This window comes from Campylobacter sp. JMF_06 NA1 (assembly GCF_027737785.1).
Taxonomy (GTDB): Bacteria; Campylobacterota; Campylobacteria; order Campylobacterales; family Campylobacteraceae; genus Campylobacter_B.
On sequence record NZ_JAOVUA010000002.1, the window covers coordinates 238502 to 252154 of the forward strand.

The 13653-nt window shown below is 42.1% G+C and carries 10 protein-coding genes, 1 other RNA gene and 1 pseudogene; 8 read left to right on the forward strand and 4 right to left on the reverse strand.

The annotated features are described in order from the left end of the window. Positions 1-26 precede the first annotated feature (26 nt). The 6 genes and pseudogenes from lgt to OFO07_RS04025 all read left to right on the forward strand — a co-directional run bounded on the left by lgt (position 27) and on the right by OFO07_RS04025 (position 8621). The gene (gene lgt, locus OFO07_RS04000) at positions 27-845 is read left to right on the forward strand and encodes a prolipoprotein diacylglyceryl transferase (RefSeq protein ID WP_270871016.1); all 819 of its coding nucleotides are present in this window, start codon (positions 27-29) and stop codon (positions 843-845) included. Between the two features lie 96 nt (positions 846-941). Beyond that, positions 942-1643, forward strand: a pseudogene (locus tag OFO07_RS04005) (fumarate reductase cytochrome b subunit); the annotation flags it as partial. Between the two features lie 28 nt (positions 1644-1671). Further along, on the forward strand, positions 1672-3690 hold the full coding sequence (locus tag OFO07_RS04010) for a fumarate reductase flavoprotein subunit (RefSeq protein WP_270858185.1): 2019 nt from the start codon (positions 1672-1674) through the stop codon (positions 3688-3690). Further along, a complete protein-coding gene (locus OFO07_RS04015; protein WP_270858184.1) occupies positions 3683-4405 on the forward strand; it encodes a fumarate reductase iron-sulfur subunit in 723 nt (240 codons plus the stop codon). The genes OFO07_RS04010 and OFO07_RS04015 overlap by 8 nt, the downstream gene beginning before the upstream one ends. Before the next feature lie 113 nt (positions 4406-4518). After that, a complete protein-coding gene (locus OFO07_RS04020) occupies positions 4519-6792 on the forward strand; it encodes a dynamin family protein (protein WP_270871017.1) in 2274 nt (757 codons plus the stop codon). Further along, positions 6786-8621, forward strand: coding sequence for a dynamin family protein (locus tag OFO07_RS04025; protein WP_270871018.1), 1836 nt, complete (start codon positions 6786-6788; stop codon positions 8619-8621). The genes OFO07_RS04020 and OFO07_RS04025 overlap by 7 nt, the downstream gene beginning before the upstream one ends. 15 nt (positions 8622-8636) lie before the next feature. Here OFO07_RS04025 and OFO07_RS04030 read toward each other — a convergent pair whose 3' ends face one another. Both OFO07_RS04030 and rarD read right to left on the reverse strand, forming a co-directional pair. Further along, entirely contained in the window at positions 8637-9050 is a 414-nt protein-coding gene (locus OFO07_RS04030) for a hypothetical protein (protein ID WP_270865152.1), read from the reverse strand. Continuing rightward, a complete protein-coding gene (gene rarD, locus OFO07_RS04035; RefSeq protein ID WP_270871019.1) occupies positions 9043-9918 on the reverse strand; it encodes an EamA family transporter RarD in 876 nt (291 codons plus the stop codon). The genes OFO07_RS04030 and rarD overlap by 8 nt, the downstream gene beginning before the upstream one ends. 171 nt (positions 9919-10089) lie before the next feature. Between rarD and OFO07_RS04040 the strand changes: the two genes are divergently transcribed. After that, entirely contained in the window at positions 10090-11430 is a 1341-nt protein-coding gene (locus tag OFO07_RS04040; RefSeq protein ID WP_270871020.1) for a class II 3-deoxy-7-phosphoheptulonate synthase, read from the forward strand. 136 nt (positions 11431-11566) lie between these two features. Here the strand turns inward: OFO07_RS04040 and OFO07_RS04045 are convergent, their stop codons facing one another. Together OFO07_RS04045 and ssrA are read right to left on the reverse strand one after the other, a co-directional pair. Further along, a complete protein-coding gene (locus tag OFO07_RS04045) occupies positions 11567-12325 on the reverse strand; it encodes a metallophosphoesterase family protein (protein ID WP_270871021.1) in 759 nt (252 codons plus the stop codon). A gap of 63 nt (positions 12326-12388) precedes the next feature. Next, positions 12389-12749: a transfer-messenger RNA gene (gene ssrA, locus OFO07_RS04050) on the reverse strand. A gap of 103 nt (positions 12750-12852) precedes the next feature. On the opposite strand from ssrA, the gene panB reads away from it, so the two are divergent. Then, entirely contained in the window at positions 12853-13647 is a 795-nt protein-coding gene (gene panB, locus OFO07_RS04055; protein ID WP_270871022.1) for a 3-methyl-2-oxobutanoate hydroxymethyltransferase, read from the forward strand. Positions 13648-13653: the final 6 nt, after the last annotated feature.

Genomic DNA, 13653 nt, shown 5'->3' on the forward strand with positions numbered 1-13653 from the left:
TTTACAAATTTAATTAGGGGCGAGAGTTGGAATTTTGGAACCACATTTACGAAAAATTTGACCCAGTTGCGTTTAGCGTAGCCGGTTTTAGCGTGCATTGGTATGGCATAATGTATGTTTTGGCCCTGCTAATCGCACTCTTTATGGCAAAGTGGATTGCTAAACGCGACGGGCTGAAATTTAGCAGTGCGGTGCTGGATAATTATTTCATCTGGGTCGAAATCGGTGTGATTTTGGGCGCTAGACTCGGATATATCGCGATTTATTCAGGCGAGGCGCTGTGGTATTTCACTCACCCGTGGCAAATTTTCAACCCCTTTTATAACGGCGAATTTATCGGAATTCGCGGTATGAGCTACCATGGGGCGGTGGTTGGATTTATCATCGCCACAATAGCGTTTTGTCGTCGCCACGCCCAAAACCAGTGGGCGCTACTCGATCTTGTCGCGCTTAGTGTGCCACTTGGGTATTTTTTCGGGCGGATTGGGAATTTTTTAAACCAAGAGCTAATCGGGCGCGTAACCGATGTGAGCTGGGGGATTTTTGTTGATGGCGTGCTTCGCCACCCTAGCCAAATTTACGAGGGTTTGCTCGAAGGAATTTTGATTTTTGTGATTTTATTTTTTAGCAGGAAATTTAAGAAATTCGACGGCGAACTGATTTGCAACTACGCTATTTTATACACTTTTATGCGCTTTGTGAGCGAATTTTTTAGAGAACCAGACGCTGGGATTGGGTTTGTAATCGCTGGATTTTCAATGGGGCAAATTTTATCGCTCGTTATGTTTTTGGCGGGTGTTATATTAAAAATTTCTTTGAAATTTCAACTAATAGGGCGTAATTAACTTTACTTAAAGTTAAAAAATACTATAATGTCCTGTTAAAGTTAAATTTACAAATTGTTAGTAATTTAACTAACTAATTTTCTATAAGGAGAGCTCATGAGCGAGCAAATCGAAGGCTTCTTAGGTATCCGCACGGATCGCACAAAAAGCCGTATGCCAGCGCGCCTAGACTTAATCCAAAGTATCAGTGGTGGAATTTTGGGTCTATTTATGTGGGTGCATATGATGTTTGTTTCTACTGTATTGTTCGGTGGAGACTTTTTTACCAAAGTTGTTGAATTCTTAGAATTAAGATTTTTGAGCGACAGCCCTTCTATGAGCTATATTACATCTTTCTTAGCTCTTGCTGTATTTATCATTTTCTTTATTCACGCTGCGCTAGGTATGAGAAAAATGCCAATCAATTTCCGCCAATGGCAATCATATCGTGCTCACATGAAACGCTTCAAACACGAAGATACTTCACTTTGGTGGGTTCAAGCAATCACTGGCTTTATTATGTTCTTCTTGGGTGCTGCACACCTTATTTTCATCATCACAAACTCTGATAAAATTTCAGGTGATATGTCAGGTGCTCGTGTAGTAAGCCATTTTATGTGGTTGTTCTACCTAGTATTGCTTTTCGCTGTTGAACTTCACGGTAGCATTGGTTTATACAGACTATGCGTTAAATGGGGTATTTTCGAAGGTCCTGATGCAAAAGAAAGTCGTAAAAAACTTAAAAAATTAAAATGGATTGTTTCAGCTTTCTTCTTAATTTTAGGTCTTTTATCTTTGGCTGCATTTATCAAAATCGGTGTAAATTTATAAAATAGGGAATTGAAATATGAATGTTAAATATTATGATGCATTAGTTATCGGTGGTGGGCTTGCAGGCCTACGCGCTGCGGTAGCTGCTGGCGAAAAAGGGCTTAGCACAGTAGTTTTAAGCCTTATTCCTGTTAAACGCTCGCACTCAGCAGCAGCACAAGGTGGTATGCAAGCAAGTCTTGGTAATTCTAAAATGAGTGAAGGCGATAATGAAGATGTGCATTTCGCTGATACCGTAAAAGGTAGCGACTGGGGTTGCGATCAAGATGTAGCTAGAATGTTTGCTCAAACAGCTCCAAAAGCTATTCGTGAGCTAGCTGCGTGGGGCGTTCCATGGACTCGTATCACAAAAGGTAAGAGAAGCGCGATTATCAACGCTCAAAAAACAACAATCGAAGAAAAAGAAGAAGTTCATGGTCTAATTCACAGCCGTGACTTCGGTGGAACAAAAAAATGGAGAACTTGCTACACAGCTGACGCTACTGGTCACACTATGCTTTTTGCTGTTGCAAACGAGGCATTAAAACACAATGTCGATATCCACGATAGAAAAGAAGCAATCGCTCTAATCCACGAAAACAACCGCTGTTATGGCGCGATTGTTCGCGATTTAGTAACTGGCGAGCTTACAGCTTATGTTGCAAAAGGCACACTAATCGCAACTGGTGGTTATGGTCGTGTATATCGCCACACAACAAACGCTGTTGTTTGTGAGGGAACTGGTGCTGCTATCGCACTAGAAACAGGCGTAGCTCAATTAGGAAATATGGAAGCAGTTCAATTCCACCCAACTCCAATCGTTCCAAGTGGTATCTTGCTAACTGAGGGTTGCCGTGGTGATGGTGGTATCTTGCGTGATGTCGATGGATATCGCTTTATGCCTGATTATGAACCAGAGAAAAAAGAACTAGCTAGCCGCGATGTTGTTTCACGCCGTATTATGGAGCACATCAGAAATGGTAAAGGCGTTCCTAGTCCTTATGGATACCATGTTTGGCTTGATATTTCTATCTTGGGTCGTGAGCATATCGAGAAAAACCTTCGCGATGTTCAAGAAATTTGCCAAATTTTCAACGGTATCGATCCTGCTGATACAGAGACTTACACAGATGAAAATGGTCGCAAAAGAGGCAAAGGTTGGGCTCCAATCCTTCCAATGCAACACTACTCAATGGGTGGAATCAAAACAAAAGCAACAGGCGAAAGCCCAACACTAGCAGGTCTATTCTCAGCTGGTGAGGCTGCATGCTGGGATATGCACGGATTCAACCGCTTGGGTGGAAACTCAGTTTCTGAGACAGTTGTCGCTGGTATGATTGTAGGTGATTACTTCGCAGATTTCTGCGCAAGCCACGAAATCGATATCAAAACAACTTCAATTGAAAAATTTGTAAATAAATCACAAGCTTATCTACAAAGCCTACTTGATAAAGACGGCAAATACAATGTATTTGAGATCAAAAACAAAATGAAAGATATCATGTGGGAACATGTTGCGATTTTCCGCACAGGTGAGGGCTTGGCAAAAGCTGTAAAAGAGCTAGAAGAGCTTTACAAAGAATCAACGAATGTTAAAATTTCAAACAAAGAGCTATTTGGAAACCCAGAGCTAGAAGAGGCTTATCGTGTTCCTATGATGCTTAAACTTGCACTTTGCGTTGCAAAAGGCGCACTAGATCGCACAGAGAGCCGTGGCGCTCACTACCGCGAAGACTTCACAAAACGCGATGACGCAAACTGGCTAAAACGCACACTAGCGACTTGGAAAGACGGCGATACATTGCCAACTCTAACTTACGAGCCACTAGATATTATGAAAATGGAAATCCCACCAGCGTTCCGTGGTTATGGCGCTAAGGGTAACATTATCGAGCACCCAGATAGTGCTAAACGCCAAAAAGAAGTTGATGACATTAGAGCAAAAATGGAATCAGAGGGCAGAGGACGCTATGAAATCCAAGAAGCACTAATGCATTATGAGTTGCAACCAAAATATAAAGCACCAAATGAAAGAGCAGGTATAGGATATGAGTAGAAAAATCACAATTAAAGCGTTTAAATTTAATCCGCTAAGCAAGGTTTCTAAACCTCACTTTGCGACTTATGAGCTTGAAGAAACAGATGGTATGACACTATTTATCGCACTTAATGTCATCCGCGAAAAATTTGACCCAGAGCTAAGCTTCGACTTCGTATGTCGTGCTGGTATCTGCGGTAGCTGCGGTATGTTAGTCAATGGTAAGCCAGCACTTGCTTGCCGCACACTAACAAAAGACTATCCAGAGGGCGTTATCGAGCTTATGCCACTTCCTGTATTTAAACTACTAAAAGATTTGAGCGTAGATACAGGTAACTGGATGAACGCGATGAGTAAGAGAGTCGAGAGCTGGATCCACACTGACCATGTAACTGACATCTCTAAATTAGAGGAAAAAGTCGAACCAGAAGTAGCACAAGAGGTTTTCGAGCTAGATCGTTGTATAGAGTGTGGTATCTGCGTGGCAGCATGCGGAACTGCGATTATGAGAGAGGATTTTATCGGTGCTGTTGGTATCAACCGCGTAGCTAGATTTAAAATCGACGCTCTTGATAACAGAACAGACGATGATTTCTACGAGTTAATCGGCGATGATGACGGTGTGTTTGGTTGTATGAGTTTGCTAGGTTGCGAAGACAACTGCCCTAAACACCTTCCATTACAATCTCGCATTGCTTATATGCGTAGAAAACTTGCTGCAAAAGGCAAATAATCCTATGACGCTTGCAAAATTTTTGCAGGCGTCTTTCTACTTTTATAAAATTTTGAAATTTTATTGCAAAACTTATCAAATTTCTAACCATTTCAACCCAAAAAAGGTAGTTTATGAATAATTTTATGAGTAAAATTTGGGGTTCAAAGAGGCTTTTTATCGATGAGAGCCTAACTCGCACTATGCCTAGTGATATCGCTGCGCTTATGTTATGCACAAATTCGCAAAATTTCGAAAAATTTAAATCGTTGCAAAGTTTTAGAGAAATTTTAAAAGAGCTTGGCGAAGAGATTGGAATTTATGCGATTCAGTCCCTGCAAATCGGCGCAATCAATGCGATTTGCAAGCTTAAAATTTCCAAATTAAGCGTTTTGATGATGGTAGAAAATTTAAGCAAAGAAGGAATTATTAGCAAAAGCGAGTATGATGAAATTTCAAAATTTTTGCTTCAACTTCAAAGCGATTTGAGTGAAAACGAAGCCCCAAATTCGCCCGCAAATTTCGCATTTTACGGCAAATTAGAGAGTTTGGACGCTATTAGCGATGAGCTAAAAGCACTTTTGAGCGCCAAAAGCGAAGATGGGCTTGCAAATTTGGTTTCAAGCGCGGACACTGGCGCGGGCGCAAATTTAGGCGCAAATTTGGGCGAGTATTTGGATACTAGCGCGAGCGAAAATGCGAGCGAAAATTCAGATACAAATCCAGGCGCAGGTTTTCTCGTTTGCGCGAGCGAATTTGAAAATTCACTCTTTGAGCGCACAAACGCCGCCAAATCAAACGCCAAAGATGCAAATTTCACACTCTCGGTTACTGGCGTAATCAACGCTGGAAAATCTAGCATGCTAAATCGCCTTTTGGGATTTGATATTTTAGGGACTTCAAATATCCCTGAAACGGCGAATTTAACGCTTCTTAAAGGTAGCGATAAGCCTTATGCTAAGGTCAAATTCTACGATGATGAGGAGCTTGAAATTTTGGGTTTTGCGCAGGAATTTCACTCGAAATTTCAAAACCAAAGCGAAGCCATAATCGAGCCAGAAAAACTGCAAGAATTCACCTCTGCCAAGTATGAAATTTCAAAATTTATCAAATTTATCGAACTTGGCATAAAAAGCGATTTTCTAAGCGATAAAATCACCGTCGTCGATACCCCAGGTCTGGACGATAGCGTGGTTTTGCGCGAGGAGCTGACGAAAAACTTTATGTTTTCAAGCGACGCGATAATCCACCTAATGAACGCCTCTCAAAGCTCGACCAAAAAGGATATGAGCTTTATCGCAAGCACCCTAAAAAGCTCGAAAAACAACTCACTCATTGTGGTTTTAACCCACGCTGATTTGCTTAGTCAGACCGAGCTAATCGACGCGCTAAGATACGCTAGGGCTAGTATTTGCGAGGAGCTTGGGGCGTTTGGGTTTGATGAGGGGCTGATAGAAAATGTGAGTTATTTTTGCATAGACAGCCACAGCGGACGGGGCATTGGCGAGCTGAAATCTCATCTTTTCGAGCGATTTTTCGGCGAAAATTCAGCCAAAGCAGATGAAATTTTATCCTCATACAAAAAAGAGTTATCGCTGATTTGCGAGGCGTATTTGGCTGATTTGCAGGAGCAAAACGCCGATTTTAGCGCGAATAAAAGCGAACTAGCCCAAAAATGCGAGAATATAAACGCCGAAATTAGCGCGCTAAATGCAAATTTAGCTAAGCTAAAAAACGATTTAACTGGCGCGATTAGCAAGCTTAGCTACGATGATAGCACGCTTTTTGCGCCGTTAAAATCAGCGATTTTGACGATTAAAGACAGGGTTTTAACTGACATAAATTACTCGAAAAAAAATAAAAAGCAGATTGATTTTTCTAGGCTAGAAGTCATCGCAAACTCTGGCGTCAAAGATGTCATCACGGACATTTTCCGCTCGTTTTCGCAAAAGATTTCGCGCGATATTTCTGATATCAAAGAGCTTTTGGGAAGCGATTTTAGCGAGGTAAATTCGCTTAAATTTGACACGAAAAAATACATGGACGAAAATTTCGCCCAGCCAAATTTCGCTAAATTTAACGAAAGCATGCGTGAAATCGTGCGCAAAAACAGCGATTTTGGCGCATTATCGGCGAGTTTTGACGCGCTATTTAGCGAGTTTTTCGCTAAGCTAAATTTAAAATCTAGCTTCGAAAACATCGCCAAAACCTGCACTGCGGAGTTTAAAGAAAATGTCCTAGCCCTTTTTGCTAGCAAAAAATCTAGCCTAGATTTGCGCCAAAGCGAGCTTGAAAGCGCGCTTAAAGCAGGCGATGAAAACGCCGAGCAAATCGCCAAAAACGCGCGATTGGTGCGAGAAAAAATAAATTTGGTAAATGGATTAATTAAAAGGATCGAGCAATGCTAAGGGAATTTATCAGCGAGTATAGGGCGAAATTTTTACCCAGCACGAAGCAGGGATTTTGGGGCGATATGAGCAGGGCTGTGAGCGAGCTAAAAGACCCGAGTCTGCACCCTAGCGCACATTTAAGCAAGGTTTTAGATGAAATTTTGCTCGTCGAGTCCGAGCCTCTTAAAATCGCGGTTGTGGGGCAGTTTAGCAGTGGTAAATCGACATTTTTAAACACCTTGCTTTCTAGCGAAGTTTTGCCAACTGGCGTCGTGCCAGTTACTGCCAAGGCCACTCACATTAAATACGCCCCTTATGAAATGATGAGTGTAGCGTATAAAAACGGCTACACCCAAACCTTAGAAAGCTCGCAAATTTCGGATTTCGTCGATCAAAGGCGGGAGCTAAAAGATATCAAAAATATAAATATGTTTTTGCCACACGAGCTTTTGAAAAAAATAAATTTCATCGACACCCCAGGGCTAAATTCGCGCTCGAACGCCGATACCAGGGAGACTTTGGAGATTTTCGACGAGGTTTTTGGCGTGCTTTGGATTTCACTCATCGACAATGCCGCCAGAAAGAGCGAAACAGCTCAAATTTCGCTTTTGCCAAAATTTTTAAGCAAAAACTCCATTGCGATTTTAAGCCAAAAAGATAGGCTTAGCACCGAAGAAATCGAGCGCGTGCATAATTACGCTAAAACGATTTTTGGTGTGAATTTCGCCTCTATCGTGCCAATCTCATCAAAGCTAGAAAAAGCTGGCGATAGCCAAAACAGCGGGTTTAGCGAGGTTAGGGAGTTTTTAGACGGACTTGATAAAAACCGCATTAGCTTTGCCAAATCTAGGCTAAATTTCATACTTGCCGAGCTTAAAAATGAGCGGGCAGGGTATTTGGAAATACATAAAATTTTAGAAAACATTATCGCTTCAAACAAAGATAAAATCGCCGAATTTTGCGCCAGTGAGCGCGAAATTTACAAAGAGGAATTTAGCAAAATTTACGCTTCGATTAAAGAGACCTCGAAATTTATCGCTAAAACCATGCAAGAAGCCCTAAGCTCGAAGCAAAACGAGTATTTCGTGAGCGCGACACAGACGAAAAAGAGCTTTTTTGGCACGCAAACCTCGAAGGGATACGAAAAGGTAGCCTACGAGGCGCCGTATTTCAACACCGACGCCGCGCTTTCGAAGCTGATTTACAACGACGATAGGCTAAATGTGATTTTCCGCCGTTTTAAGGCTGAGCTAGTCAAAACCCAAAATGCTATGAGCGAGGCGATAGAGCGCATTTATGCGGGGTTTGAGAGGGAAATTTTGCTATTTAAAGGTAGGTTTGAAAACTACGAGCGCCAAAGCGATTTAGCCTCTATCATAGAGGCTTCAAACATCGCTAAAATCGCAAGCGAAGTCTATGGGCTGTTTTTAAAAGACGGCGAGAGGGCTGTTTTTCAAATCTGCCAAAAAATCGCGCTGTTTTTCGAGCAAATTATGATAAAAATCGCCTCAAACTACACAAACGCCGTAACCCTAAGCGCGAATTTCATCGCAAACAAAATCGCGAAATCAATCAGCGATTACGAGGAAGAACCAGGTCTTTATCAGCTTTTTTATCCCTCTTATGAGGACTTTGAAAAGGCGGTTTTGGGGGGACTTCATTACTATGAGTTCGAAAATGACTTCGTAGGGTCTAGCTCGTTTGTGGATAAAATTTACTCAGATTTTAGCGCGCAGATTGCGCAAATTTTCGAGGAAAATTTAGCCAAAATCGCAGATTTTAAAGCCACGCAAGAAAATGCGCTTGCGATTTTTAGCGCACTTGAAAATTTGCAAAGTCAAAATTAGTCTAAATTTCTAAATTTAGACTAATTTCGCAAACTCACTTCCTAGTTTTTCGCGCCAATTATCGGCGATTTTTTCGCCTTCTTTGGCGTATTTTAAAATCACGCCTTCACATTTTTGCAAAAATTTAAAGAGCTTTTCCTCCCAAATTTCGGGGCTTTGATTGCTTTTGTGCATGGTTTGGATAAAGACTAATTCCTTGCTAAGATTTGCGATTTCATCGAGTGCTTCGTCCCTTTGGCTCTCATCTTTCAGCTCTAAATTTTGCAAAGCTAAAATTTCGCCATCAAGTATGTCGCAAAAGCTCAGATATTTGGCGTTATTTGGCACCTCCTCTATCATATCAGCGCGCGAGGCTGCGCGCATTACCTGCGAATAAACGATAAAACCTACTATCAAAAAAACCGCCAAAATCAGCGTTATATTAACCATTTTTCCTCCTTTTTAAGCTATCAAATCCCACTATCGCAAGCCCTAGCCAAATGAGCGAAAAGCTGAAAATTTTGTAAAAACTAAGCTCCTCGCCGTATAAAAACACAGCGATTAGCATGCTCATCGAGGGGCTAAGATACTGCATAAATCCGATTGTCGAAAGCGGCAGATACGCAGTCGAAATCGCAAAAGTAATTAGTGGTAAAACCGTGATAACTCCGCTAAATGCGAGCAATGCGCCGGTGCTGTGCGCCCCAAATGCGCTAGTGCCTGAATACGCGCAAAACCCCAAATACGCGCACGCAAGCGGGAGCATGAGTGCGGTCTCGCAAAACAGCCCCTCGAAGCTAGGCACGGCGATTTTTTTGCGAATTAATCCGTAAAATGCGAAACTTGTCGGCAAAATTAGCGATACAAATGGCAGTCTGCCAAGTGCGTAAATTTGCACGCAAATCGCCAAAAATGCCAAAAATAGCGAAACCCTCCCTGCTAGGCTTAGCCGTTCTTTTAGAAAAATTGCGCCCAAAAGCACCGATAATAGGGGGTTTATGAAATACCCTAGGCTCGTTGATAAAATATCGCCTAAATTTACCGCCCAGATAAAAATGCCCCAATTTATGCTAATCAAACAGCCTGTGCAAAGAAGTGCTAATGCCTTTTTGCGATTTGATAACAAAAGCGAGATATTTTTTAGCTTTTTTGTAAAAAACAAAAATAAAAAAAGCAAAACAAAGGACCAAAAAATTCTGTGCGCTAAAATTTGTGTGGCATCTACATCTTGGATAAATTTGAAATAAATCGGAAAAACGCCCCACATAAAAAAGGTCAAAAACGCGATTATTAGCCCTTTTGTGCGGTCGTCTTTCATAAAATTCCTTAAATTTGTGATTGATTTAAAAGGCTTGCATTTTAAAATTTAATTGATTAATAACTGCTTATTTTTGGCGTGAAATTTAGGAGTAAATTTATATTTTTGAAATGAAATTTAGTCATATTTAGGTATAATGGCAAAATTTTTAAAACCAAAAAAGGAGAATTTATGAGTTGGGATAGATCGTCTTGGAAAAATTTCAATATCTTACAGCAGCCCACATACCCTGATATGGGCGCAGTCGAGGCCGTCAAAGAAAGGCTTTATAACTTTCCGCCACTAGTTTTTGCTGGCGAGGTCAGATCTTTAAAAAGCGATCTTGCCAGAGCCACAAGGGGCGAGGCGTTTTTGCTTCAAGGTGGAGATTGTGCTGAGAGTTTTGCAAATTTTAGTGCAAACAATATCCGCGATATGTTTAAGGTAATGCTTCAAATGGCGATTGTAATGACCTTCGCCGCTGGCAAGCCTATCGTAAAGGTCGGACGCCTAGCAGGTCAGTTTGCCAAACCTCGCAGTAGCGATTACGAAGAGGTCGGCGGTGTGAAGCTTCCTAGCTATCGTGGCGATATTATAAATGGTTTTGAGTTTAACGAAGCTGCGCGCGTGCCAAATCCAGAGCGTATGATCGAGGCATATCACCAAAGTGCGGCTACGATGAACCTTTTGCGTGCCTTTTCGCGCGGTGGTCTAGCCAATCTGCACGAGGTGCATAAGTGGAATTTGGGCTTTTTGAAAAGGGCTGAGTTGCAGGCGAAATTCAACGCTCTAAGCGATTCTATCTCAAATGCGCTGAAATTTATGGACGCATGCGGCATAAATACGCAAAGCGCGCCAACGCTAAATGAGACGAAATTTTACACTTCGCACGAGGCGCTTTTGCTAAATTACGAAGAGTGTTTGACACGCATAGACAGCACGAGTGGGGATTGGTATGACTGCTCGGCGCACATGGTTTGGATAGGCGAGCGCACTAGGGGAGTTGGTGATGCGCATGTGCATTTTATGAGCGGGATCAAAAACCCTATCGGCGTAAAAATCGGACCAAACGCCAGTGCGCAGGATATTTTGCGCTTAGCTGACGCGCTAAATCCAGAAAACGAGGCTGGCAGGCTAAATATCATTATTCGCATGGGCGCGGATAAAATCGGCGATAGACTGCCAAAAATACTGCGCGAGCTAAAAAGTGAGGGCAGGGAAATTTTATACAGTATCGATCCTATGCACGGAAACACCGTCAAAGCGGGCAATTACAAAACGCGCGAGTTCGATATGATTTTAAAAGAGGTTCAAAGCTTCTTTGAAATCCATAAGGCCGAGGGCACGAAAGCTGGCGGAATCCACCTAGAAATGACAGGTCAAGATGTCACAGAATGCACAGGCGGGGCGTTTAATGTGACAGAAGAGACGCTAAAAGAGCGCTACGAAACCCAGTGCGATCCGCGCCTAAACGCAGATCAAGCGCTCGAACTTGCCTTTGTAATCGCTGATAATTTAAAGGCAGTGGATTAAAATTTCAAAATTTAAATTTTGCCTATAAGCCAAATTTGCCATTTTTGGTGAATTTGGCTTTTTTATTTTGTGGTGGATTTGTAAAAATGAATTGTTGTTATTTGTTATGGATTAATTTATAACTTGCGAAGCGAGATTAAATCACGCACAAATGCTTGATTTTCTCACCCTCAAATTTCAGCTCCACTATGTCGTGCCAAAGCGTGATAAACTGGCTATTTACGCAAAAAAGCTCCTCGTGAAAGTGTCCGAAAAACCACTTTTTAAATTTGATTTTGCGATAAATTTCTTCTAACAAATCGCCGTTTGGATCGTGGAAATCTAGCGCAAACTCATTTAGGGCTAGCACCTTTGGCGCAATAGAATTCGGCGCAGTGTGCGAAAGCACCAAATCCACGCTAAAATCGTGCTTTGCTAGGTTTTTGTAAGCCTCGTTTAGCTCAGCCTCGCTGATATTTTCGCCCTCCCACCACGATATGTTTTGCGTGCGATACTCCCTGTCGATACTCGCCGCACCGCCCATACTAAGGACTTTGTGCCCTGCAAGCTCATAAACCTGCCCTCGCATTAAATGATATATGCTCTCAGAAATTTTATGCACTTTTCCGCCGGCAAATTCGGTGATTTTATAGGCGTTTAGACGCGCGAAATTTTCGTGGTTGCCGTCGATGAAAAGCGTGGTATAATTCCGCTCGTTAAAATATTTTAGCCAACGAATTTCATCTTTATCTGGCGAACTCTCCCAAATAAAGCCAAAATCGCCTGCGATGATTACAAAATCATCCTTGCAAAGCTCTTTTTCGGTTTTATAGCGAAATTTTTCAAACTTTTTCATTTCGCCGCTAAACCCACGCCAACCACCGTGCGTATCACCTGTGATGAAAATCCTAGCCATGTTTTGCCTTTAAATTTGTGAAAATTTGTAAATTTTATGAAAACAACTTAAAAAAAGCTTAAATGGTGGAGGTGTGCGGGATCGAACCGCAGTCCAAAAACAAACGACCAAAGCCTCTACATGCTTAGCAAAAGTGAAATTCTCGCCCCGGCTTGCTCACTTTCCAAAACAAATCGCCAAAGCAAAGACTAAATTTCGCCTCGCGCCTCGTCAGAGCGCGAAACTACGCTATCTAGGATTACCCGCTACCGCGCTTAGATAGTATGGGCGCAGTGCAGGGCTCGACTGCGATTACGCTACTTTTGCGTAAGCAGGAGCAAAATTTTTGTTATTTGCGTTTAATTTTAATTTGGATTTTATACGCTATATCCGAAGCGGCATGCCACCTTGACCAATCCATTTCTGTCGAAGCCAAGTCACCCCCAAAAGGAAGTCGCACATTTTACTTCAAAAATTTTATATTGTCAAATTTGGGTTAAATTTGCCAAATTTAGGCTATAATCGCAAAAAATTTTAAAGGATTAAATATGGCAAAAATCACTATAAATGACCTTTATAAAATGAAAGAAAACAGCGAAAAAATCGTTATGATAACAGCCTATGACGCACTTTTTGCCAAAATTTTTAACGACCAAGTCGATATGGTGCTAGTAGGCGATAGCCTAAATATGAGCTTTGGCGGACACGCTGAGACTATCGGCATAAGTGTCGATGAGATGATTTATCACGCAAGGGCTGTCAGGCGCGGTCTAACTCGCCCATATTTGGTCGTGGATATGCCGTTTTGTTCGTGCGCCACGCCCCAGCTTGCGCTTAAAAACTGCGCCAAAGTCTATGAAAAAACAGGTTGCGACGCCGTTAAAATCGAAGGCGGAAAGGACTTTGCCGCTACCGTCGAGCTTCTTAGCAAAAACGGCATTGCCGTTATGAGCCACATAGGACTGCGCCCGCAACTTTCTCGTTTTCAAGGTGGTTACAAAGTAAGCGGTCGCGAGAAAAATGCCCTAAATTTGCTTCTTGATGACGCCAAAGCCGTGCAAGACGCTGGGGCGGTTTTGCTTCTGCTAGAAGGCACAGTTCTGGGCGTGGCTAATGAAGTAATGAAAGTAGCAAATGTCCCAGTCATCGGCATAGGTGCAGGTTCTTGCGACGGACAGGTGCTAGTGTGGAGCGATATGCTGGGATTTTTTGACGAGTTTAAGCCAAAATTTGTAAAACGCTACCTTGACGGCGCCGAACTCGTGCGAGAAGCTGTGAAAAACTACGCTAATGATGTCAAAAAAGGCATTTTCCCAAGCGAAGAATTTGAGTATTTGAAATAGGTAAAT